Annotated in this window: 18 protein-coding genes, 1 tRNA gene and 4 pseudogenes; 2 read left to right on the forward strand and 21 right to left on the reverse strand. The window is 34.8% G+C overall.

What is annotated here, in order from left to right:
* Nucleotides 1-89 precede the first annotated feature (89 nt).
* The 12 genes and pseudogenes from OEI98_RS09410 to lpdA form a co-directional block, all read right to left on the reverse strand.
* Nucleotides 90-392 carry a ferritin family protein gene (locus OEI98_RS09410; protein ID WP_019907801.1) on the reverse strand — a complete coding sequence of 101 codons (303 nt, stop codon included), beginning with the start codon at nucleotides 390-392 and terminating at the stop codon, nucleotides 90-92.
* Between the two features lie 184 nt (nucleotides 393-576).
* A pseudogene (locus OEI98_RS15340) lies at nucleotides 577-1,724 on the reverse strand (dihydrolipoamide acetyltransferase family protein).
* Between the two features lie 12 nt (nucleotides 1,725-1,736).
* Nucleotides 1,737-2,725, reverse strand: a pseudogene (locus tag OEI98_RS15345) (ATP-NAD kinase family protein).
* A gap of 40 nt (nucleotides 2,726-2,765) precedes the next feature.
* Nucleotides 2,766-3,737, reverse strand: a complete 972-nt coding sequence (locus OEI98_RS09435) for an alpha-ketoacid dehydrogenase subunit beta (protein WP_006570002.1) — start codon at nucleotides 3,735-3,737, stop codon at nucleotides 2,766-2,768.
* Nucleotides 3,734-4,720, reverse strand: a complete 987-nt coding sequence (gene pdhA / locus OEI98_RS09440) for a pyruvate dehydrogenase (acetyl-transferring) E1 component subunit alpha (protein ID WP_003867262.1) — start codon at nucleotides 4,718-4,720, stop codon at nucleotides 3,734-3,736. The genes OEI98_RS09435 and pdhA overlap by 4 nt, the downstream gene beginning before the upstream one ends.
* 17 nt (nucleotides 4,721-4,737) lie before the next feature.
* Nucleotides 4,738-5,103 carry a Lin0512 family protein gene (locus OEI98_RS09445; RefSeq protein WP_003867261.1) on the reverse strand — a complete coding sequence of 122 codons (366 nt, stop codon included), beginning with the start codon at nucleotides 5,101-5,103 and terminating at the stop codon, nucleotides 4,738-4,740.
* Nucleotides 5,104-5,247: 144 nt separating this feature from the next.
* Nucleotides 5,248-5,415: a helix-turn-helix domain-containing protein gene (locus OEI98_RS15350; RefSeq protein ID WP_416237351.1), complete on the reverse strand. Its 168-nt coding sequence runs from the start codon at nucleotides 5,413-5,415 to the stop codon at nucleotides 5,248-5,250.
* Nucleotides 5,388-6,455 (reverse strand): sigma-54-dependent Fis family transcriptional regulator, encoded by a 1,068-nt coding sequence (locus tag OEI98_RS09450; protein WP_266037445.1) that lies wholly within the window; start codon nucleotides 6,453-6,455, stop codon nucleotides 5,388-5,390. Before OEI98_RS09450 ends, OEI98_RS15350 begins: the two co-directional genes overlap by 28 nt.
* Nucleotides 6,456-6,571: 116 nt before the next feature.
* On the reverse strand, nucleotides 6,572-7,984 hold the full coding sequence (gene ltrA, locus OEI98_RS09455; RefSeq protein WP_266037447.1) for a group II intron reverse transcriptase/maturase: 1,413 nt from the start codon (nucleotides 7,982-7,984) through the stop codon (nucleotides 6,572-6,574).
* A gap of 441 nt (nucleotides 7,985-8,425) precedes the next feature.
* Entirely contained in the window at nucleotides 8,426-9,274 is an 849-nt protein-coding gene (lipA, locus tag OEI98_RS09460; RefSeq protein WP_003870171.1) for a lipoyl synthase, read from the reverse strand.
* Nucleotides 9,261-9,947, reverse strand: a complete 687-nt coding sequence (lipB, locus tag OEI98_RS09465) for a lipoyl(octanoyl) transferase LipB (protein WP_028986118.1) — start codon at nucleotides 9,945-9,947, stop codon at nucleotides 9,261-9,263. The genes lipA and lipB overlap by 14 nt, the downstream gene beginning before the upstream one ends.
* Nucleotides 9,948-9,965: 18 nt before the next feature.
* Nucleotides 9,966-11,318, reverse strand: a complete 1,353-nt coding sequence (gene lpdA / locus OEI98_RS09470) for a dihydrolipoyl dehydrogenase (protein WP_039929255.1) — start codon at nucleotides 11,316-11,318, stop codon at nucleotides 9,966-9,968.
* A 153-nt stretch (nucleotides 11,319-11,471) separates the two neighbouring features.
* Between lpdA and OEI98_RS09475 the strand changes: the two genes are divergently transcribed.
* Nucleotides 11,472-12,857 carry a hypothetical protein gene (locus OEI98_RS09475; RefSeq protein ID WP_003871500.1) on the forward strand — a complete coding sequence of 462 codons (1,386 nt, stop codon included), beginning with the start codon at nucleotides 11,472-11,474 and terminating at the stop codon, nucleotides 12,855-12,857.
* On the opposite strand, the gene OEI98_RS09480 is transcribed toward OEI98_RS09475, so the two are convergent.
* Nucleotides 12,854-13,111 carry a DUF3343 domain-containing protein gene (locus OEI98_RS09480; protein ID WP_003871499.1) on the reverse strand — a complete coding sequence of 86 codons (258 nt, stop codon included), beginning with the start codon at nucleotides 13,109-13,111 and terminating at the stop codon, nucleotides 12,854-12,856. The two genes, OEI98_RS09475 and OEI98_RS09480, sit on opposite strands and share 4 nt — an antisense overlap.
* Before the next feature lie 128 nt (nucleotides 13,112-13,239).
* Here OEI98_RS09480 and OEI98_RS09485 point away from each other — a divergent pair, with 128 nt between their 5' ends.
* Nucleotides 13,240-13,920 (forward strand): CAP domain-containing protein, encoded by a 681-nt coding sequence (locus tag OEI98_RS09485; protein ID WP_266037457.1) that lies wholly within the window; start codon nucleotides 13,240-13,242, stop codon nucleotides 13,918-13,920.
* Between the two features lie 19 nt (nucleotides 13,921-13,939).
* On the opposite strand, the gene OEI98_RS09490 is transcribed toward OEI98_RS09485, so the two are convergent.
* The 8 genes and pseudogenes from OEI98_RS09490 to OEI98_RS09530 form a co-directional block, all read right to left on the reverse strand.
* On the reverse strand, nucleotides 13,940-15,343 hold the full coding sequence (locus OEI98_RS09490; RefSeq protein WP_003871497.1) for an aminopeptidase: 1,404 nt from the start codon (nucleotides 15,341-15,343) through the stop codon (nucleotides 13,940-13,942).
* A gap of 99 nt (nucleotides 15,344-15,442) precedes the next feature.
* The gene (locus OEI98_RS09495) at nucleotides 15,443-16,069 is read right to left on the reverse strand and encodes a response regulator (RefSeq protein ID WP_004401880.1); all 627 of its coding nucleotides are present in this window, start codon (nucleotides 16,067-16,069) and stop codon (nucleotides 15,443-15,445) included.
* Nucleotides 16,047-17,212, reverse strand: a pseudogene (locus tag OEI98_RS09500) (sensor histidine kinase). The gene OEI98_RS09495 and the pseudogene OEI98_RS09500 overlap by 23 nt, the downstream one beginning before the upstream one ends.
* A 134-nt stretch (nucleotides 17,213-17,346) precedes the next feature.
* Nucleotides 17,347-17,422: transfer RNA gene (locus tag OEI98_RS09510), tRNA-Ala, on the reverse strand.
* Between the two features lie 49 nt (nucleotides 17,423-17,471).
* Nucleotides 17,472-18,167: a sporulation protein YunB gene (yunB, locus tag OEI98_RS09515; protein ID WP_003870998.1), complete on the reverse strand. Its 696-nt coding sequence runs from the start codon at nucleotides 18,165-18,167 to the stop codon at nucleotides 17,472-17,474.
* Between the two features lie 44 nt (nucleotides 18,168-18,211).
* Nucleotides 18,212-18,646 carry a DUF523 domain-containing protein gene (locus OEI98_RS09520; protein WP_003870999.1) on the reverse strand — a complete coding sequence of 145 codons (435 nt, stop codon included), beginning with the start codon at nucleotides 18,644-18,646 and terminating at the stop codon, nucleotides 18,212-18,214.
* 11 nt (nucleotides 18,647-18,657) lie between these two features.
* A complete protein-coding gene (locus OEI98_RS09525) occupies nucleotides 18,658-21,033 on the reverse strand; it encodes an endonuclease MutS2 (protein ID WP_266037469.1) in 2,376 nt (791 codons plus the stop codon).
* Nucleotides 21,033-23,382: pseudogene (locus tag OEI98_RS09530) on the reverse strand (DUF3656 domain-containing U32 family peptidase). The gene OEI98_RS09525 and the pseudogene OEI98_RS09530 overlap by 1 nt, the downstream one beginning before the upstream one ends.
* Nucleotides 23,383-23,387: the final 5 nt, after the last annotated feature.

Below are 23,387 nucleotides of genomic sequence, written 5' to 3' on the forward strand. Positions count from 1 at the left end.
AATAAGTACCTCGATTGAGGCACTTATTTTAGCTTGCCACATAAATTGTTCCTGATTTTTCAATCATCTATAAACGCAAACTCCTTCTTTTATTTAATCTTTTCAATCATTTCTTCTACTTCTTTTGCCCCTTCTTCGTAAAATTTTTCCTCATCAGGAGCTAGTTCTTTCAAAAGCCTCAAAAACTCTCCCGCATGCACTTTTTCCTCATCTGCTATGTCCATTAAAACTGCTTTTGCTAATTCATTATCAGTAGCTTCTGCCAACTGAGTATAAAGTTGAATTGCCTCATACTCTGCCGCCACCATAAAGCGTATAGCCCGTACCAACTCTTCATGGGTGACCTTCCTTTTTTCAGTGAGTCCAGAAAAAGGAGTTCCAAACTCAGGCATAACTAACATCCCCTCTCCTTATGTATTGATTTTATTATATCATAAATTCATGTAATATCAAAAAATTTCAAAAAGTCGAATCAACTCAACGTATTTGTTATTTATTTCAGCATCAAATAAAACAAGCCAATGTGAAAATATAACTTTATTTTCAACATCAGCTTGCTTTATTTAAAATTTTAATTTAAATAAGTAAAGATAGTGGATTCTCTAATGTTTTCTTTAAGTCAAGCAAAAATTTAGCAGCGGTAGCCCCATCTATTAATCGATGGTCAAAAGAAAGGCTAAGTTTCATAATATGCCTTATAACAATATTGTCGTCTAGAACAACTGGTTCTTTATATATTTTGTTGACACCCAATATAGCACTTTCGGGCGGATTTATAATAGGCGTGAAACTATCTATTTCATACATTCCAAGGTTAGTGATAGTAAATGTACTTCCGATTATTTCGTCTGGAGTAAGCTTATTATTTCTCGCTCTTTCGCTTAATTCTTTTATATTTTTTGACAATTCTAATAGACTCTTTTTGTCCGCCTCTTTCACTACAGGAACTATTAAACCATTATCTAAAGCCACTGCAATTCCGAGATTTATACTGCTATTTTTAATTATATATTCTCCTTCTATAGACCAGTTAACTACAGGATTTTTCTTTATAGCTATTACACATGCTTTTGCAATTAAATCGGTATAAGTAAATTTATTATCGCTAATATGATTTAAATTTTCTCTTAAGTTAACCAGTTCTGTGACATCCACTTTAATATCTTCTGTAACATGAGGAATTTCTGACCAGCTTTTTTTCATCCTTTGACTTATGGTTTTGCGAATATTGTCCATTGGCATTCTTTCAACTTTTTCCAATGCTTGACCTTCTATTATTGCTACTTCTTTTTTGGTCCCTCTTCTTCTGTTTTTACTTTTTGCTCAGAAATAAACTTTTTTACGTCTTCTTCAGTAATCCTTCCACCTGGTCCTGTTCCAGTTATTAAAGAAAGGTCTATGTTATTCTCCTTCGCCAACCTTTTTGCTACTGGAGTAGCTTTTATAAACTTTTCCTCACTTTTTTCTACTTCTTCTAACTTTTCCCCTTCAGCTGTAATTATTCCAATAGGAGTAGCTACTGGTACAATTTCTCCTTCATTTACTAAGATCTTCGCCAAAATTCCATCCGCTGGAGATTCTACAACATTGGTAATCTTATCTGTAGAAACCTCGACAATCTCTTCTCCTTTTTTTACAATATCACCAACTTTTTTAAGCCATCTATCTACTCTGCCTTCTTTCATTGTAAGTCCCAATTTAGGCATCACTACATTTACCGGCATAAAATCACCTCTTTACAAAAATCCTATTTGCTGTGCAATTTCAAGCGTTTTTGTTACATTAACTCGATAAGGTCCATTCCGCGATATTCTAAAAATTAATATATCACCTTCTTTTATTATCACTTCTCTTTCTCCATCCAACGCAATAGTACCTTTTTCCATCACCTCATAAGAATAATCTGTATCCATGTTCAATCTTTTACAATCAATTATCCCTACTTTTTCAACGACGCCCGGAGCTATAGGCGCCATGACCGACTCCGGGCTTTCCCCTATTTTTACATATATACCTCCATCCTCATCTTCTGACAATGTTGTTTTATAACCAGCTACAGAAGAAAAGCCGATGTTATTAGGGTGAGCCCTTGTAACAAAAATATCAGTTATTGTCGATATATCCCAAATTGCCCTAGTACCTGTAAAGTTCTCTTTAGAGATTACAGCATCTATCAAAGCAATGTCTATTAACTTACCGTTTTTGTATATTTCTAATCTTTTATCTCTTTTACACAATATCTCTTTGTCAAATTTACCAGAAGATACTACAGAAGCTACAATGCCAGCTATAGTTCCTTCCAACATCATAGGATATACATTATTGGTACCTGTCGAAATTGGCAAAAGTGGTGTCTCGTTAATCACTTTTGCAATAACTCTGTTGGTTCCATCCCCCCTAATGAAACAATGCATCCCACACCAAATTGTTCCATTATTTTCGTAGCTACCATTGTATCTGCAAAACTACCAGTTATAGTCATATCAAGTATCTCCACATCTATTCCCAATTGTTTTAAATAAATTAAGTTATTTTTGGTTTTATATCCAATTTCATAAGTGTCAGGCATTATATATATTTTCTCAGTACCAAATTTTTGAGCAGCCAATATAATTCTTTCTACTATGTTTACCTTTTCATAATTATCAATTACCGTCGCATGTGCAACCAATCGCCTTATATCTTTCCCCGATGACGGATTTGCAATTATCCCTATGGTTTTCATGTCTGCCTCCTTATATTTATCAAACAAAATGCTTTACGTCCTATGCTATTGCCCTTACCGCCTTTATTATATCTTCTTCATTAGGGATTACAACATTCTCAAGAACCGTCGTAAATGGAATTGGTGTATTTAAAGCTCCAATGCGTACTATCTGTGCATCTAGATAATCAAACATTTCTTCAGCTATCAATGCTGCTAACTCACCGCCCCAGCTACCCCTCTTAACTTCTTCTGTAACTATTACTATCTTGTGAGTCTTTTTTAGGGAATTAAAAATTTTTTCTTTGTCAAGAGGGAACAAAGTCCTCGGGTCTATTACTTCCACTTCTATACCCTCTTTTGACAATATTTCTGCTGCTTTTAACGCTTTATGGACCATGAGACCTGTTGCAACTACGGTAACGTCGCTGCCTTCTCTTTTGATATCTGCTACTCCAAGAGGTATGGGTTCATTAGTATCAGGAACATCCCCTTTCATACTGTACAAAACTTTATGTTCCACAAAAACCACCGGGTTGTCATCACGTATTGCAGATATCATTAGACCTAAAGCATCTTTAGGAGTAGAAGGATAAACCACCTTTAATCCCGGCACATGAGTAAACCACGCTTCAAGGCTTTGTGAATGCTGAGCTGCTGCTTGTATTCCTGCACCTGCTGGCATTCTTAAAACCATAGGTATTGTGATTTTCCCGCCAAACATATACCTCATTTTTGCAGCCTGATTGACAAGCTGGTCCATTGCCACTGTTACAAAATCCATAAACATAAGCTCAGCAACAGGTCGCATGCCAGTAGCTGCAGCTCCTATCGAAACACCTGTAATTGCTGTTTCTGAAATAGGAGTATCTCTTACTCTGTCCTCTCCAAATTCATCTATCAAGCCGCGAGTTACGCCAAAAGTCCCTCCAAATCTCCCAATATCTTCTCCTAATAAAAACACTGCCGGGTCTCTTCTCATCTCATTTAAAATAGCTTCTCTTAAAGCCTCTGCATACGTCATATTCCTCATCTTACCCTTACCTCCTCTACTATATCTGTATAAACATCCTCTACCGCTGCCTCTTCTTTTGGATATGGGCTTTCTTCAGCAAACCTTACCGCTTCTTCTACCTCTTCAACTATCCTTGCCTCTATATCTTTTAATTCTTTCTCAGTTGCCACATCATTGTCGAGTATATGTTTACTTAATCGAAGTATTGGATCTTTTGCCAACCATTCTTCCACTTCTTCTTTAGACCTATAAATAGTAGGATCCCCTTCAAAATGCCCTCTATATCTATACGTTTTACATTCAACTAAAGTCGGACCGGCGCCACTTCTAGCCCTGTTTATAGCTTCTTTTGCTACTTCATACACTGCCAATACATCGTTTCCATCCACCGTAACCCCAGGAATACCATAACCAATAGCTCTGTCAGCTACATCTTTGATAGCTTGGTGCTTATCCTGCCTCATAGATATACCATAAAGGTTGTTTTCACAGACAAACACTACTGGTAACTTCCATATAGAGGCTATATTCAACGCCTCGTGAAAAGTACTCTGGTTGGAGGCGCCATCACCAAAGAAACATACTGCCACCTGATCAGTTCCTCTCATTTTAGCGGAAAGAGCTGCACCCGCTGCAATAGGAAAACCTCCACCTACAATACCATTAGCTCCTAAAATTCCTTTAGTGGCATCCGCTATATGCATAGATCCGCCTTTCCCTTTACAGTATCCCGTTTCTTTGCCATATAATTCGGCCATCATATATTTTAGATCGCCACCTTTTGCTATTAAATGACCATGACCTCTGTGAGTACTGGTAATATAGTCTTTATCCTCTAAATTTTCGCATACACCGACAGCTGTAGCCTCTTCACCAATGTATAAATGTACAAAACCTAAAACCTTCCCCTGAGCAAATAGTTCCGCGACTTTTTCTTCAAACTTCCTGATTTTAACCATTCTGGTGTACATATCAAGAAGAACATCTCTTGAAATTTCCATAACTATTCATCTCCTCCTCATTTTATATTTACCGTTATGCAAGCCACTGCAACTTCAATGGTGTCATCTTTGTCTCCAAATTCCGGCTCTTTTATTCCTGCTACCCTCATCCCCCCTTTTATTGCTTTTACATATTTTTCCCCAATGGGAAGTACAGCCTTTATTCCTTCTTCTTCAATTTCTTCTGGCCTTGATACTGCCACTGTAGCCTCTACAACTATCTCATTTAAGTCAACACCCAATATTTCCGTAAGTCCACATAGACAACTATGAGATATCGCATCTTTTACTGCCTTTTGAGCAGCTTTATTGACATCTTGACCGTGTAAATCTACTCCATATCCAAACTCGACTATAAACCTTTTAATAAGTACCGCCTCCATTTCTTAAAATTTTTTATCAAAAACAATGCTATTAAAATTAATATTCAAATTTCATGCCAAAATAAAAAACCCCTTAAATTAAGGGTTAATAAATTATCAATCTCATATTTATACAAAATCATTTGTCTCATTTTGAGATTCCTTTTATTTAGTCTCAATTTGAGACAGCAATTCCTTTACACTTATATTGTATTTTTTTATCTTTCTATAAATAGTAGCTCTACTCAAATTTAACATTTCAGCTGCCTTCAATATATTACCCTTGGCTATTTTTAGTGCTTCTCTTATGTTTTTTTCTTCAATAACTTCAATTGGAAAGACTGTAGTATTATTTTCCTGTTGTGCATTATATCTTCAAATGTATAACTCGCTTTAAATCCTGCTAATTTATTAACAACATTACGAACATATTTCTCTTCTCTAAAAGTTATAACAGTACCTATAATTTTTCTGTTAGCTACTATAGGAACAGCATTTATACGACATGGTATTTTTTGGTTTCGACCATAAAAAACACATTCAACATCGTAATAGGGTTCTGTCTGACTTAGTATATCTTCAATTATATCCACATCTTCAAGTATGGACTGTATATGCATGCCTATAATTTCCTTCTTTGAAATATTTAATATCTTTAATGCTATTTCATTAACCCTCTGAACAACAAAATTATGGTCCATTATAAGCATGCCTTCGTGAATAGAATCAAAAGTAGCGTCTATAAGTTTATGAGATTTGATAAGCGCAAGTTGCTTTTCAATAGAACAAGCTCCAGCAAGTACAATACCTAAATTATGTGGATGTGCGTCTTCTTTTAATCCAGTCATATCAAGGCATCCTATAATATTGCCGTTTTCATCATGAATAGGTGCTGCAGAACATGTGGCTATGTGATGGGTAATGCAATAATGTTCGGCTCCCACCAGTTGTATAGGTTTATTAAGTCTTAAAGCCAAAGCAATCGCATTAGTCCCCACTGCCTCTTCTGTCCATAAAGCCCCTTCAACAAAGTTTAATTTTCTCGTCTCTCCCATTATACTATCATCGCCAATTCTGTCAATAAGATAACCGTCCCTGTCCACCAGAACAAACAAAAAACCCGAGCCAGTTACTTGTTTATATACATTTTCCATAATAGGATGTGCAACAGATATTAAATCCTCATTTTGCCTCAACCTTATTTTCATGTTATCTTCATCTAATATTTCTCCAACGCCTCCAAAAGGGTCTACACCGTAGAACTTACAAAGCTCCCATGACTCTCTGACCTCTTCTTTAACACCTTCAGTAATTACCCCCTCATTAACGTATCTCCACCAAGCCCTCTCCATAAAAGATATAAAATCTTTCATGACACTCCCCCTTAAATCATTTTAAAATTCTCCTCAAATCGAGTAGGAGCTGAATAATTATTTTATTCAGCGTCCTCTCACACCACCGTACGTACCGTTCGGTATACGGCGGTTCATTAGGAATTGTGTACAATTAGATATCTTTGGGATAAACTCTTATAACCTATGCTTTCAAAGTATTTATTTGTAAGAGTCTTATTTAGGATTGGGCTATTGGATATTCTCCAGTAGCCTTTCCTTGTATTGGCGTATTCCCAGGCTTTTTGTTCTTCTACTCCTAGTTTTACTAAGTTATCATGCTTCGTTTTTATCTTCTTCCATTGTTTCCATATACATGCCCTTAGTCTTCGCCTTATCCATTCGTCAAGGGTTTTCATTATGCTTTTCGCGTCTGCTAATCCAAAATAGTTGACCCATCCTGTTGTTATTTGATTTAGTCTTTTTATTCTGTTTTCCATGCTTATTCCCTTGTTCCGATTGGTTATTTCTCTTACTTTTTCCTTAAACCTTTTGATGGATTTTTCATGGATTCTTATTCTTACTTCGTTTTCTTTTGTATAGAATGAAAATCCAAGAAATTTTCTTCTCCATGGTCTATCTACAGCACTTTTTGCTTCGTTGACTTTTAGTTTTAATTTGCTTTCTATGAATTTCTTTATGCTCTTCATTACTCTGTTTCCTGCAGACCTGCTTTTTACATATATGTTGCAGTCATCTGCATATCGGCAGAATTTATGCCCTCGTTTCTCAAGTTCTTTGTCTAGTTCGTCCAACATTATGTTTGCTAATAGGGGACTTAATGGCCCTCCTTGGGGTGTCCCTTCTTCTGTTGATACTTTGATTCCGTTTATCATTACTCCTGATTCTAGGTATCTTCGTATTAACTTTAGTACTCTTTTGTCCCCTATCCGCTTTTCTAGTTTGGACATTATTATGTCGTGGTTTACTCTGTCAAAGAACTTTTCTAAGTCCATATCTACAACCCATGTGTATCCTTCATTTATGTATGCTTCTGCGGCTTTTATTGCGTCTTTTGCACTGCGTCCTGGTCTGAATCCATAACTGCTATCAGAAAATGTATGGTTGTAGACTCTATTTAGTATTTGGGCTATTGCTTGTTGTATTAGTCTGTCTAGTACTGTAGGTATTCCTAGTAGTCTTTTTCCTCCATCAGGTTTGGGAATTTCTACTCTTCGCACTGGTTGTGGTTTGTATTTCCCCTCCAGCAGTTGTTGTTTTATGGTTGGCCAGTTTTCTTTGAGATACGGTAGAAGTTCATCTACTCCCATCCCATCGACTCCATGGCTTCCTTTATTTGCAACAACGCGCTTGTATGCTGCTTCCATGTTCCCTCGTTCTACTATCATTTCAAGCATCTTGCCGGTATATCTTTGTACCTCGTTTCTTCCCTCTTCCGACGCCGATGATATACTATGCACTTCCGTTGTCTTTTGAAATTCCATTTCTCTATTCAACGGATAGCCTCTTTGTTGAGTTGTCTGCAGTCTCTGCATATCTTTCGAGTCCATAAGATTTCCAAAACCTCCTAACGTTCGGTCCTTCCTTATCTATTCATGTCTAGATAAGTACTATGACCTCTGCTGACTTCTCAAGGTTCAGCCATACATCACTGCATGGGTTGTCACTTCAGATTTTACTCCCATGACTTATCCTTGAGACCTCCCCGGGTAAGAACGATAACTTTCATCTCATATATCTGCCAGATTTACTGTATGGGATTCGGGTAGTGTTGGACTTCGTTTTGTTACGCAAACTCATCCATCCCAATTCAGCCTCTTATCTGGTTCTTGTTCATCAGACCGAGATTTTGCCTTAAGCTTCCTTCAGATTCCACCTCACGATGGACACCCTTGCTCTTGGCTAGTGGTTCCCACTACCAAGCCCACAGCGGACTTTCACCGCCTAGTTATCGCCCATGCCGGGCGCACGCAAAAACAAAGGCTTAAAAACTAAGCCTTTGTCACCTTCAACCCCTCATCAGCATGATAAGAACTTCTGACTAAGGGACCAGAAGCTACGTATTTAAAACCTAATTCATATCCTATCTCTTCATATCTCTCAAATTGCTGTGGAGTAACATATTCTGCTACTTCTATATGTTTTGCTGAAGGTCTCAAATACTGTCCTATAGTCATCATGTCACAATCAACACTTCTTAAGTCTTTCATAACTTGTATAACCTCTTCTTCTGTTTCCCCAAGCCCCACCATAATTCCTGACTTAGTAAGAATATAAGGGTCTAGTTCTTTTGACTTTTTTAAAAGGTTTAAAGACCTTGAATAATCAGCTTTTGGCCTCACTTTTGAATAAAGTCTAGGCACTGTTTCTATATTGTGATTTATTATATCTGGCTTGGCTTCTACTACTTTAGCAATAGACTCCTCTTTGCCCATGAAATCAGATACAAGTACCTCGACTGTAACTCCTGGCAATTTTTTAAGTTCATAGATTGTCTTTGCAAAATGTGATGCCCCACCATCCGGCAAATCATCTCTTGTAACACAAGTAACCACCACATGCTTTAATCCTAATTTTTGAGCAGCCTCAGCTACTCTTCTCGGTTCATCCTCATCAAGAGGCTGAGGATGGCCTTTTTCTACCGCACAAAACCTACAGTTTCGTGTACATATATTTCCCATAATCATAAAAGTAGCTGTCTTTCTCGCAAAGCATTCCCCCATGTTGGGACAATTGGCACTTTGACAAACTGTGTTTAAAGACATACTTTTTAAAAAAGCTTCCATCCTGTTTAAATCTTCGTTTAATAGCCTCACTTTGAGCCATTCAGGCTTTTGCATTATCAATCACCGCCAATCTATCTAAAGTTATCTCATTAAAGTGTATACCAAATACTTCACTAAATTTATCAACCATTTTTTCTTTTACTTTTTCTATGTCTTCATTTATTCCAAGTTTTTGCATAGAAGTAACTCCAAACTCAGTAATGCCGCAGGCATTTATTAAGCCAAAATATGAAAGGTCAGTATTTACATTAAAGGCTATTCCATGCCAAGTAATCCAGCGCCTAACAGCGATACCTATGGCGCATATCTTTTCATCTCCTACCCATACTCCGGTGTATTTAGGCTTCCTTCCCGCTTTTATACCATACTCCTCCAGGAGTTTTATAATCGTCTCTTCTAATTTATAAACAAAAAGATGAACATCTTTTTGCCACTTTGCCAAATTAAATATAGGATAGGCAACTATTTGTCCTGGTCCGTGAAAAGTTATTTTACCTCCCCTTTCTACTTTATAAAGCTCCGCTTTTTTCATAAGTTCCTCTAAAGGCACAAGGATGTTTTCGTCAAAACCACCTGAAACTCCTATAGTATATACTGGTGGATGTTGAAGCAATATAAGAATCCCGTCCGTCTCGCCCTTTTTAACTCTTTCAAAGGCTTTAAGCTGTATCTCTTTTCCTTCCATATAAGGTACAATTCCCAGTTTTAAAACTTCTCCCTTTCTCAACATAATCACTCCTTTAACTTATCCTTTATTTATAGGCATTCCTAATGCGTCTTCTGCTGCCTCTTTTACGCTTTCTGAAAGCGTAGGATGAGCATGAATTGCATCTGCCAACTCTTCTAATGTAAATTCTTCTTTTATAGCAAGTACACCTTCATGGATTATCTCTGTAGCGCCAGCACCTATTATTTCCATCCCCACTACCCTATTGTATTTTGCTTCTGCGATTATTTTAACAAATCCATCGTTTTGCCCCATAGTCATAGCTCGTCCTAAAGCCGTATAAGGAAAAGTGCCTATTTTTACATCTCCAAATTTTTCTCTTGCTTGAACTTCATTCAAACCTACCCACGCTATTTCAGGACTTGTATAAAGGCAATTAGGCACTGCATTTAAATCCGCTTCCTTTTCTTCTCCTGCTATATTGTGAACAGCTACAATACCTTGATAAGAAGCCACGTGAGCCAGTTGTATACCTCCTGTAACATCTCCAATTGCATATATATTTTTTATGCTTGTCCTCATGTGAGAGTCCACTTTTATGCCCTTTTTATCCATATCAAGGTTTAAAGCTTCAATTCCATTTACATTGGCAACTCTTCCTACAGCGACTAAAACAGTATCACATTCCACTACCCGAGTATTCCCTTCTGTGGTATAAACTACCTTTAAACCTTCTTCTATCTTTTCTACTTTACTGTTTAAATGTAGTTCAATTTTTTTATGCCTCAAAATTTTTTCCATCGTATCTGCTATGTCTCTATCTAACATAGGCAAAAGTTGAGGAAGCATTTCAATGATGACAACTTTACTTCCTAAAGCAGAATAAATATTTGCAAATTCCAATCCTATAATTCCCGCCCCTATGATGACAATTTTTTCAGGAATTCTTTCAAGTTCTAACGCTTTATCACTTGTAATAACACCTTCTGAGTTAATCCCTTCAATAGGAGGTAAAAACACCTTTGAACCTGTTGCAATTATAAAATTTTCCGCTGTGTATCTTTTATCAACTTCTATAGTGTTTTCATCAACAAACCTACCTCTCCCTTTTATAACATCTATATGGTGTAAGTTCATTAAATAACCTACTCCACCGACAAGTCTTTTTACTACTCTTTCTTTTTTCTGACGAAGTTTTGCAATATCCAATGTATACTGTGCCATTATTCCAAAGTCTTTAGCATCTTTTATGGCATTTATAAGCTCTGCCGCATGAGAATAGACTTTCGTCGGTATGCAACCTCTGTTTAAACAAGTACCCCCTAACGAATCTTCTTCTACAACAGCGACTTTTTTCCCTAATTCGCTGAGTCTAATAGCAGCAGTATAGCCACCAGGCCCTCCGCCTAAAACTATTACATCGTAATCCATTTTTATCCTCCTTTTTGAGTGTATTGATGCTTGATTTATCTTTTTATTTATTTCTACACTTAACCTCAAAAATCCTTCTTTCATCATGTCAATAACATGTCAATTCTATTCAATAATCATTATGCATATATTTTAGCAAAGGGAGGGAAATTTATGGACAAGATTGTGACTAAAAAAGATGAGGATTTTTTACAGTATCTTTATCTTAAAGATAGAAAAATCCTATTGAACACTATAGAAAATGGAAAAACAACAGAAGAAATCATTGTAAAAGACTGTTTAAGTGATTTTGACGCTTGTTACGACGAAGAAGGAAAACTAAACCTGATATACTATAATTCACAAGGAGAAATAGTTTTTTTAATTCAAAAGAAAGAAGGATGGGTAGGAAAAGCTTTATACACTTATAAAGATAAAAAAACGTATATAAGCAATTTTAACCTTTTAACAAAAAATAAAACGCTTCACATATTTTTTACAATTAGTAATTCTAATAATCCTAGAGAAGTCCATTTAATACACCAAAAATGGGCCAAAAATTGGAGCGGCAATAATATAGCTCTTATAAAAAATATTTCTTTCACTCCTTTTTATGACTTATTCATTGATGAAGAGGAAAATATTCATTTAATTTATGTTACAAAAGAAAAAAATAAAAACCAACTTTATTATCTTTACTACGTAAAAGATAACTGGTCGCCAAAATTTCTAATTTCAGAAGCAGAAGGAATATTCTATCCTACAATAACTGTAGATTCGCAAAAAAATGTACATACCTTATGGGTAGAAGAAGATATAATTCAAGAAATAAAATATAGAAAGAAAACCGCTGGAAGCTGGCCAAAAGGCAGTTGGGGTAGTCCCATAACTTTGGCTTATTCTACAAATATTAAAAATTGCTATATCTCCCTTTTAGAAAATACTTTATGGTGCACTTACCTTCAAAACGATAGCTTTTTTGCCACCATGTCCTCTGATGGAGGAAATAGTTGGTGCAAGCCTTTTAAAATTCCTCCTTCTTTTTCTGAATACAACTTTTTTAAGTTAAAAAGCCCAATAGACAAATTTCAAAGCAATTATTTATTTATAAACGATAACGGAGAAGTAATTCCTTCTTTGCAATACAAATTAACCAGGAAAAACGGAGAAAAAGATTCTTACTTCACTTTTTATATAAAAGAAGTTCAGGAGTATTTAAACATCCTAATAAAAAAACTGGAAACTATCAAGGAGGAAAAAACAAGATTAGAAGAAGAACTAAGCAGAAAAAATGTTGAAATTACAATAAAAAACAAAAATATAGCCGATTTACAAGAATTATTAAAACAAATAAATGATGAAAAAATGAAAATTGCCCTTAAAGCGGACAATTACAATACAATGGTAAATAGTTTGATAAGAGAAAATGAAAATCTTAAAAAACAAATAAAAGACTTACAAAATCAAATAATAATTTTAAATGCTAAACTGGAAAATCTACAAAATGTCAGCACTTTTCAAAAAATAAAAAGTATATTTATAAAAAGTGATGAACATTAAATAATTTTGACTATTTTATATCCTGCAGGAATTCTTTCTACTTCGTATATCCCCTTGTAAGGAATGTTGAGCCTTTGCAAAAGGTTTTGTACTACTCGCAAAGATTCCAATCCAAACTTGAGAGAATGGCTACAGCTTTCCGTGATACTTCTGGGAGTTGGTACAAATTCCACCGGAATATTATTTTTCTTTAACATTTTTTCTGCCATTAAACCATGCTGATAAGAGTAAAAGACAATCAATCCATATTTCACTAATACCACCTCAAAATCAGTATATTCCAACAAAGCAAAAGTTGATACAATGTTCCTATCTCACCATAAATTACTTGAAGGAATTTACAGCTGTCTGTAGAATATATGATTTTGAGGAGGTAATAAAAATGAAAATAAAATCAATAATAGCAGTATTAATAGCAATAACTATAATTTTTTCTTTAAATCCTGCCAGTGCTTCAATTTTTTATTCTTATGGATATTTCACTAAAAATACTGTAGCAAATAATTCAATAAGATTTTCTAATTCAAAGAACTTAATAACTATAAAACAACCAGTTTCTTATAATGTCACAGCTAAACAAACAACATCAAACCCATCAAATGCTTCTAATACCACTACTAGCAATGGTTCTACTTCGCAAAATAAAGGGGTAACACTTCAAACAACAAATATTTCTCTTTCCCAAGAGGAAAAAACTTTAATAGAATTAATAAATCAGGAAAGAATAAGCCGTAACTTAAATCCTCTTCAGGTAGATGAAAATCTCTGTAAAGTTGCCAGACTAAAAGCAGAAGACATGAAAGAAAATAACTATTTCTCTCATACTTCTCCAACCTACGGCTCACCTTTCGACATGATGAAAAAATTTGGAATAAATTATTATTTGGCAGGTGAAAATATAGCCTTAAATTCAAATGTTATAAAAGCTCACTATTCTTTAATGAACTCAGAAGGACACAGGGCAAACATTTTAAATCCCTATTATAATAAAATTGGAGTTGGAATAGTAAAAAATAAAGAAGGCAATGGCATAATAGTGGTAGAAATGTTTATAAAAGATTAAATCCGGGTAAATCCCGGATTTAATCTTTTTCCATAAATACTTTATAGGCCTTATAAGCCATATACACATCTACTTTAGAAGATAACTCATAAGGCGCATGCATGCTTAAAAGTGCAACGCCACAGTCTAAAACTTCCATGCCATAATTTGCAACGTATTGGGCAACTGTACCGCCGCCTCCCATGTCAACTTTGCCCAGCTCACCTGTCTGCCATACTACTCCATTTTCATTGAAGAGTTTTCTCACTTTGCCGACAAACTCAGCATTTGCATCATTTGACCCTGCTTTTCCTCTTGAACCAGTGTATTTAGTAATGCATACGCCTTTTCCTAAATAAGCAGTGTTTTGCTTTTCACTGACTTCTGGATAAGTAGGATCAAATGCAGCATTTACATCAGCAGATAGCAGTTCAGAATTAGCCAAAACCCTTCTCAATTTGATATCTGTACTTCCTTCGTATTTTTCTAATATTTCTGCAATAGCATTTTCGAAAAATCTTGATTGCAAACCAGTATTGCCCATACTTCCAATCTCTTCTTTATCAGTAAATATCGCAACAGCCGTTCTCTCTGGCACCTCAAGCTCAAGAATAGCTCTTAAAGAAGTATAAGCACAAACCCTGTCATCTTGACCATAAGCCCCAATCATACTTCTGTCAAAACCTATATCGCGAGGCTTATAGGCAGGCACTAATTCTAACTCAGCACTTAAAAAGTCCTCCTCCACTATGCCATATTTTTCATTTAAATATTTCAAAATATTAGGTTTCACGCTGACTTCCTCAGAAAGAGGAATGCTTCCAATTACAGCATTTAATGCTTCTCCTGTAACCACTTCTGCTGCTTTTTTCTCCATCTGGTCTTTCCCTAAGTGAGGCAATAAATCTGTTATGTAAAGGACAGGGTCATTTTCATCTTCTCCCACTACAATGTTTATCTTCTCACCGTTTGCTTTGACAATTACTCCATGGAGAGCCAAAGGAATTGTCACCCACTGGTATTTTTTAACACCGCCATAGTAATGGGTTTTAAATAAAGCCAAGCCGCCATCTTCATACATTGGATTAGGCTTTAGGTCAATTCTCGGAGAATCAATATGGGATGCTACCGCCTTTATCCCCTTTTGCATTGACTCTTTACCAATTACAGCTAAAACTACTGATTTCCCCTTGTTGTTGTAATACACTTTGCTGCCCGGCTTTAAATTTGTAACTTTTTCAATATTGATAAAGCCATTCTTTTCTGCTATTTCTATAATCTTCTCTGCCGTTTCTCTTTCTGTCTTACATTTTGTCATAAAGTCTTTGTAGTCTTCTCCAAACTGATAAACTTTTTCTTTTTCCTCATCAGAAATTTTTGTCCATGCATCTACGTTTTTGTAACCTAAACGCTTTTCAATTTCCTTTAAATCTTTTTCTTCCAATGAAATTACCCCCCCGTGGTTTTTTGTATGGATGACACTCTGTATCAACAATATGATACGCTTTTTTTGTATAAAAGTCAAATTTAGCCTTATAAAAGATTAGTTTTGTAAAATTGTCTCATTTTTAAGCATATAAATAGCAGCTTGAGTTCTGTCCTTCACATCTAATTTTTTGAAAATATTGTAAACGTGGTTCTTGACAGTTTTCTCGCTTAAAAATAGTTTTTGTGCAATTTCTTTATTGCTATACCCTTTAGAAATAAGTTTAAGAATCTCTATCTCTCTTGGTGTGAGGTCTTTTTTCAAGTTTTCATGGTCTATGTTGTCTATTTCTTCCATTAAAGAAGGATGAATATAAACTCCTCCATTGTAAATAGTCCTTATCGCTTTTATTAAATCGTCATATTCCGCATCCTTTAATATGTACCCTTCTACTCCTAATTTAAGCGCTTCTAAAAGATACTCTCTGTCATTGTAAATAGTTAAAAACAACACTTTACTTGGATGTTTTTCTTCTTTTAACATCTTTGCTGCCTTTATACCATTCATCACGGGCATATTCACATCCATAAGTATTAAATCAGGCATAAATTTCTTTGCAAGTTTATAAGCCTCTTCCCCATTCGAAGCCTGAGAGATAACTTTTATATCATTTTCCATTTCAATAAGCTGGACTAATCCTTTTCTTATCAAGGCATGGTCATCAGCCACTAATAATCTGATCATCCTCAACACCCCTTACAGGTATAGAAATATAAATTTGAGTCCCTTTATTTTTAAAACTGCTTATTTCAAATTTGCCATTTAAAATTTCTACTCTTTCCTTCATGCCCATTAGACCATATCCTTGCCCAATATTTTCTTTATCAAATCCAATGCCATCGTCTTTGATAATTATGCTGATAAATCGCATGCCAAATTCAAATTTAACAGAGGCATTTTTCGCCCTAGAATGCTTTTTTATATTTGTAAGAGCTTCTTGAATAACCCTAAAACAGGTTATCTCAATCTCAGGACTGAGTCTTTTATAATCTGATAAAACAGTAAAATCAACAGCAATGCCCGTTTCTTCTGAAAAATTTTTTATATACCTTGAAAGAGCAGGAATAAGTCCTAAATCGTCAAGAGCTGAAGGTCTTAAATCGTATATTATTTTCCTCACTTCTTTCAACGACTGCTGCACTATATCCTTTAAATTTTTGAGCTCCACTTTCGCCTGTTCAACATCTTTAGTTATCAACCTTTCACAAAGCTCAGACTTTAAAAGCACATTTGCCATAGCTTGTGCGGGACCATCGTGAATTTCCCTTGCAATTCTTTTTCTTTCTTCTTCTTGAGCCTCAATAATTTTTACGCTCAAAGCTTGCTTGTCCTTTAACTGTTCAAACCGCATATTCATTTCTTTCAAATCACTGTTTAAATAATTAAGAGCTATATTAATTTGTGATGCAAGTTTTTCAGCTTTTTCTATAATGGCTTTGGTATCTAAAAGTTTCCTTTCTAATTCATTCCTTTTTTCAATTAATTCTTTTTCCTCCCGTCTTTTTAATGCCAACTCTATTTGTGCTTCTTTTGCCTCTTCATAGGCTTCTTTTATAGCTTGCTCAGAGAGGTGGCCAAATTGTTTGCTTACGAATGCCAGCTTTAACCTGCACTTTTTTCTCTTCTCTCACACAGTTCTACTTCTTTTATCACATTTACAACTTGGACTTTTAGCTCTTCTAATTGCCCTTCTAACTTTCTCGCTTCTTCTTTTGCTTTTTCTAAAATATCAAAAATTTGCTCCTTGCTGTTTTCAATCACTTCAATAGTTTTTTCTACGATATTATCTAATCGCTTTTTATAAGCAACTTCCATGTTAAGACTCATGTATTTCACCTCCTGAGCCTCACTTCTTTTATAATTCGACAAAGAACAAAAAAATCCTGCATTTTAAAGAAAAAATTGCTAAGGTAAAGAAAAAAGCAAAAAAATACCCTTCTCGGGTAATCTTTATCTTTAATTGGTGGAGATGAGGAGATTCGAACTCCTGACCCCCTGCTTGCAAGGCAGGTGCTCTCCCAACTGAGCTACACCCCCACATATCACACGTTTTTTATTATACCACATCCTTTTAAAAATTCAATAGCTATTTTTGTATTTCTACTTTTGAATTTGGTGATTGAGGTACAGGAATCGTAAATTTGTCGCCATTTACATCCACATAGCTGGCAGGCACATCTCCTACTATTATACTTTCTGCTATTGGCATGTGAAGTGTAACTGCTACTTTATCTGATGCTAATGGTGCAATTATGCGTATTGTAGTTTGTATGTCTAAATATATTCTATGCCTTGTCTGATTTATCCCTGCAGGTTCAAACTCTGAACTAAAATCCACATCCACTGCTCCCACAGGCAAAAGCCCAATTTTTATTTTAGGTCCTACATTTGCAAATAAATCACTGGAAAACACAGAACCTAAGGGAATTTTGGCATGCAAAGGTCCTATATTGTTTAAATTTTCCTTGACTTCTTTTGTTATCTTGGCAGCTAAAAGATTCATCTCAATAGTATTTGCTTGAAGCATAGATACCTTGCCATTGTTATCAGTTCTCACATAGATTAAATCTTTATACTCTATTCCTTTTAACACTTTTTCATTTATAGCATCATTTATAGTATTTACAGCTGTTTCTTTTGCTAAAGTTTCACTTACTGCTATAATAGCCGGTTTTAATCGATATTCTGTAAAATAGTATAAAATCGCAAATAAAACAACTATGTAAATCAAATATATGTAAAACGAATTAACGCGCCTCAGTCCCCATTTTTTCCTTTTCAAGCAAAACACCTCCCCTATATTTTATGTTAGAGGAGGTGTTTTGGTTACTCATTTTTTATTTTTTTATAAAAATCATGTTCTGTCATAACAGATATCCCATTTTCCTTTAAAATCCTTGTGGTAATTCCATTTCCATCTATCAAATTTCCCGAAAAAGTGCCATCGTAAATTTCTCCACAGCCGCAAGAAGGGCTTTTAGCCTTAAAAATTGCCTCATTTATCTTGTACATTTTAGCAATTTTTAAAGTCTCATAGGCTCCTCTATAGAAATTTTCTGTAACCTCTTCTCCTTCAATGTTAAAAACCTTATCACCTTTTATCTCAGAGGGTAGACGCGGAGTTGGAAGTCCACCTAATTGCTCAGGACAAACTAAAATAGCCTTCCCTTCTTCTACTAATCTTTTTATTTCTTCTTTTTCATTGTTTCCCCCATCGTATTTACAGTTAACTCCGGCAAGACAAGCACTTACCAAATACATTTTACCATCCCCTATTTATCAGCTAATTCTACTATAGTAACGCCGTCTCCTCCTTCACCGTATTTACCTAATCTAAAAGATTTAACATGCTTATTGCTTCTTAAAAATTGTGATATCCCTGTCCTTAACACCCCTGTACCACGTCCGTGAATAATTGTCACCTCCTTAAGTCCGGCTAAATAAGCATCGTCTATATATTTTTCCACCTCTAATAAAGCATCGTCAAGGTTTTTACCTCTTACATCTATGGAAGTGCTTATAGATTGAGACTTTTCGTGTACAAATTTGCTGTAGCCTTTTTTTACTTCCTCATCTTCTTTCTCCTCTGCTACCCTCAAATTACTTATATGAACTGTCATCTTTAAAATTCCTGCCTGTATTTCTACATTTCCCGATTTGTCAGGAAGAGAAAGTACAATCCCATTTTGGTCCAAAGGTACTATATAGACTGTCTGTCCCTCTTTTAAATTATCAGGGATTCTGCTGTAGTGAGCCTCTTTAGGTTTTAAAACTTCTTCTTCTAATTCTTCTAAATTTTTCTTTAATTCTTCTCTTACTTCTTGTATTATCCTGTCTTTATTTTGTGTGCTTTCTTCTGCCTCTTTTATTTTTTTAATTATTTCCTCGGCGGTAAATTTCGCCTCTTGTATTATTTTTCTCGCCTTTTCTTTCGCCTCTTTTAATATTTTATCCCTTTCACTTTGCAATTTTTTCTTTTCTTTTTCTAATTCCTCTTTTAAAATTTCTACATCTTTCTTTAAAAAAGCTATTTCTTGATTTGCCTTTTCCAATTCCCTTCTTTTACTTTCGACGTCTGCAATTATGTCTTCAAATTTTAAAGCTTCTCCTGAAATATACTTTCTCGCATTTTCTATTATTTGCTGAGGAAGTCCTAATCTTTTAGATATTTCAAAGGCATTGCTTTTGCCAGGAAGGCCTATTATAAGTTTATAGGTAGGCTTTAAAGTTTCAACATCAAATTCCATACTGGCATTTTCTACTCCTGGTGCTTTTAAGGCATACTGCTTTAGCTCACTATAATGGGTAGTAGCTATTGTCTTCGCACCAATCTTATGCAAGGTATCAAGAATACTCATAGCCAAAGCAGCACCTTCTATAGGGTCTGTACCTGCCCCTAATTCATCTAACAAAACAAGGCAATTTTTGTTTACTTTTTGGAGTATACTTACAATATTCGTCATATGAGAAGAAAAAGTGCTTAAGCTTTGTTCAATACTCTGCTCATCTCCTATATCCACAAAAACTTCCTCAAATATTGAAACCTGTGACCTTTCTTCCGCAGGAATATTAAGCCCCGCCATTGCCATTAAAGTTAAAAGTCCCACTGTTTTTAAAGTTACAGTTTTCCCACCTGTATTAGGGCCAGTAATGACTAAAGTATTAAATTGGTCTCCTATATATATATCTATAGGGACAATTACTTCCTGATTTATGAGAGGATGTCTTGCCTTTTTTAAATTAATATATCCCATTGTGTTTAGCTCTGGCCTTACGGCTTTTAGCTTTAAAGAATATTTAGCCTTAGCAAATATAAAATCTAAGTCTGAAACTATTTCAATGTCATCAAATAAAATTTGTGAATACTTTTTGACCTCTTGAGAAAGTTCAAAAAGTATTCTCTGTATCTCCTGCTTCTCTTTTAATTCCACTTGTCTCAATTCGTTGTTTAAGTCAACCACTTGCATAGGTTCAATAAAAAGAGTAGCACCACTGGAGGATTGGTCGTGGACGATACCTTTAAAAGTGCTGCGATATTCTTGTTTTACAGGTACAACGTATCTTCCCTGTCTTACAGTTATAATAGGCTCTTGCAATTCTTTTTGACGTGTAGAAATTATTGAATTCAATGTCGCCCTTATTTTTTCATTTATGCTCAATTTCTGCCTTCTTAAAGCTTTAAGCATTGGAGAAGCATCATCTGCTATTTCATCTTCTGAAATTATTATATTTTCAATCCTTTTTTCCAAATTTTTTATCGGTAAGACTTTTTTATCATATTCTTTTAACCTTACAAATCTATCACTTTCTTGAAGATTTTTAAAATAGCCTTTTATTTGGCTTACCAAGTTAAGAAATTTCTTTATCTTTAAAAGCTCTTGGTTATAAAGCACGGAATCTATTTGTGCTTTTTTTATATAATCCCTTATGTCCTCAAAAGCAAAAGAAATACCTCCATAGGAGGAAATAAAGCTAATTGCCTCATTCAGTAAATCTAATTCCCTCTCTATTTCCTCTATGTCTTTTTTTATGACAATATCTGAAGCTTTTTGTTTGCCTAAATCCGAATCACAATAGCCAACAATAAACTCCACTATCTTGTCAAATTCAAGACTTTTTATTGCTCTACTATTAATTCCTCTCACCATCACAAAACTCCTCTGTAAAAATGTCCTTTTGTATATTTTCCTTCTAAAATTTCAATTTCATTCCCTTTTAAAGCTTCAATATGCATTTTTAAAACTTTCTCTATTTCTTCATCTTTTTCTATTGTATCATGTATCCTCAAAAAGAAAGTCCAGCTTGTTTAAGCTCCTTTATGCTTAACATTAAAAGCACATCTGCGTTTAAAATCTGCATCCTGCAAAAACCATTGCTTTTAAGAGGCATTAATTTGCCTTTTCTGTCTTTTAGAAAATAATAACCTTTTTCACACCTTTCTCTGTCACAGCCTACTAAATTTCTTATTGGACAATATTCCATTGTCATAAGAGGCAGTCTACCATATATTAAAGCTTCAAATTTTACATCACTTCTTTTGGCAATATCTTTAATCTGCTCCAGCGTAAGTTCATAAGATAAAGTCACAGCGTAAGGTTTAAAGTAATCTACAGCTAAATTGTTGAAAATATTCAAAGGATAATCTATAAATATCTCAAAGTCATAATTTTTTGCAATATGATAAAGCCCTAAATTTGAAACCAAAATTTTGTTTATCCCCATATCTTGTAAAAATTCTAATTGAGGCTTTATTCTTTTTATCTCTTCCCTCAATATAGAAGGGAAAGCAGCTATAACCGTTGTCTTTGAATCTTTTGTCAGTTCTAAACCTTTTTTAAAAAGTTTTATATCAAGCTTGTAATTGAAATAGACGTATTCTATACCCAATTGGCTGGCCATCTTCAAATGTTCAAGCTTATCAGTATAAAAAGTTAAACTTACTTCTTCCTTTTTCTCCTTGAAAGAAGGCAGAATAAAAAAGGTATGCTTTTCTTCTCTTTTATAATAGTCTAACTTTCTCTTTTCTAACATTTCTATTGCTTTTCTTCGCGCCTCTTTTATTCCCTTTACAGACATGTAAAGGCCTTTTTCAACTACTACCTCTATTTCTTCTACGTAGAAGGCTGTATCATTTATTTGAGTAAGTTTATCCTTCAAAAAATCTTCATCAATAGAAACTTTTTCTGCTATCTGACTTATTTCATCACTATAAGCTTCTACTGTACGAATTCCTTCTTGTATCTTTATATACAAAGGTTTGCCTTTTTTAACTCCGCATAAATTTTTATAGGAATCTTTTTGGAAGGTAAGTTTTTCAGCTTGTCATTTAACAATGCATCATAAGTTTTATTTAATATTTCTCCTTCTTTTACATAAAACTTAAGAGGTAGTTCTATTATGTCTCCTTCATAAGCTCTATCTACCTTCTTCCCATTTTTAAATATTATTTCAACTTTTTGTCCTTTTTCTCCTTTTTCATCAGAAATCCCATCACCTTTTGCAATATCCCTTAAAAGCCTCAGTTTTGAAGTTTTTGAAGTTACACTTATCACTTCTGCAGCAGCAACTCCCGTGTTTTTAGGGGAAATATAACTCATTTTAGAGGGTTTAACTCCAAAAAGATAGCCAGTAGAAAATCCTCTATTAAAAATTCGAGACATCTCTTCTATAGCTTTACCTGAATCAAAAGCTTTGCTCTCATAAAAACTGTCAATAGCTTCTCTGTAGGCTTTTACAACAGAAGCGACGTACTCGGCATTTTTCATCCTACCTTCTATTTTAAAAGAAGTGATTCCCGCCTCAATGAGTTTTGGTATATGTTCTATAGTACATAAATCCGCCATACTCAAAAGGTGTAAATCCTTTTCTAAAACTTTTCCCTCTTTATCTACAAGAGAATACTTTAAACGGCAGGGTTGTGCACATCTTCCCCTGTTTCCGCTTCTTCCTCCTAGTATACTACTCATAAAGCACTGTCCGGAATAACTGACGCAGAGAGCTCCATGAACAAAAACTTCTATTTCAATGTTAGAATTTTGAACTATATCCTTTATTTCCTTTAATGTAAGCTCTCTTGATAAAATAACCCGTGAAACTCCCTTTTGAGCTAATTCCTGTACTCCTTCTAAATTATGAACTGTCATTTGAGTACTGGCATGAACTTTTAAATCAGGATAATTTTCTCGTAAAAACTTTAATACTCCCATATCCTGCACTATAACTGCATCAACACCTATAGAATACAAAAAATCTAAATAGTTCACCAGCTTTTCAAATTCTTCATTCGCTACAAGGGTATTTACAGTAACGTATACCTTGACATCTCTTAAATGGCAGAATTCTACAGCAGATTTTAAATCATCATAGTCAAAATTGGTTGCATAAGCTCTTGCACCAAAATTTTTTCCTCCTAGATACACTGCATCGCATCCTGCATTAACTGCACTCGTTAAAGCCTCATAATCTCCTGCTGGAGCTAATAATTCAACTTTTTTCATCCAAT

The organism is Thermoanaerobacter sp. RKWS2 (genome assembly GCF_026240795.1).
In the GTDB taxonomy this organism is placed as follows: domain Bacteria; phylum Bacillota; class Thermoanaerobacteria; order Thermoanaerobacterales; family Thermoanaerobacteraceae; genus Thermoanaerobacter; species Thermoanaerobacter ethanolicus.

What these genes read in the sequence shown, in the direction of transcription:
- OEI98_RS09520 (WP_003870999.1), bottom strand. Translation starts at nt 18,646, where the DNA reads ATGTATTTGGTAAGTGCTTGTCTTGCCGGAGTTAACTGTAAATACGAT.
- OEI98_RS09445 (WP_003867261.1), bottom strand. Translation starts at nt 5,103, where the DNA reads ATGGAGGCGGTACTTATTAAAAGGTTTATAGTCGAGTTTGGATATGGA.
- OEI98_RS09525 (WP_266037469.1), bottom strand. Translation starts at nt 21,033, where the DNA reads ATGGTGAGAGGAATTAATAGTAGAGCAATAAAAAGTCTTGAATTTGAC.
- lpdA (WP_039929255.1), bottom strand. Translation starts at nt 11,318, where the DNA reads ATGGATTACGATGTAATAGTTTTAGGCGGAGGGCCTGGTGGCTATACT.
- OEI98_RS09495 (WP_004401880.1), bottom strand. Translation starts at nt 16,069, where the DNA reads ATGATCAGATTATTAGTGGCTGATGACCATGCCTTGATAAGAAAAGGA.
- OEI98_RS09435 (WP_006570002.1), bottom strand. Translation starts at nt 3,737, where the DNA reads ATGAGGAATATGACGTATGCAGAGGCTTTAAGAGAAGCTATTTTAAAT.
- lipA (WP_003870171.1), bottom strand. Translation starts at nt 9,274, where the DNA reads ATGCAAAAGCCTGAATGGCTCAAAGTGAGGCTATTAAACGAAGATTTA.
- ltrA (WP_266037447.1), bottom strand. Translation starts at nt 7,984, where the DNA reads ATGGACTCGAAAGATATGCAGAGACTGCAGACAACTCAACAAAGAGGC.
- OEI98_RS09450 (WP_266037445.1), bottom strand. Translation starts at nt 6,455, where the DNA reads ATGAAAGATTTTATATCTTTTATGGAGAGGGCTTGGTGGAGATACGTT.
- pdhA (WP_003867262.1), bottom strand. Translation starts at nt 4,720, where the DNA reads ATGGAAATTTCAAGAGATGTTCTTCTTGATATGTACACCAGAATGGTT.
- OEI98_RS09475 (WP_003871500.1), top strand. Translation starts at nt 11,472, where the DNA reads ATGGACAAGATTGTGACTAAAAAAGATGAGGATTTTTTACAGTATCTT.
- OEI98_RS09410 (WP_019907801.1), bottom strand. Translation starts at nt 392, where the DNA reads ATGCCTGAGTTTGGAACTCCTTTTTCTGGACTCACTGAAAAAAGGAAG.
- OEI98_RS09485 (WP_266037457.1), top strand. Translation starts at nt 13,240, where the DNA reads ATGAAAATAAAATCAATAATAGCAGTATTAATAGCAATAACTATAATT.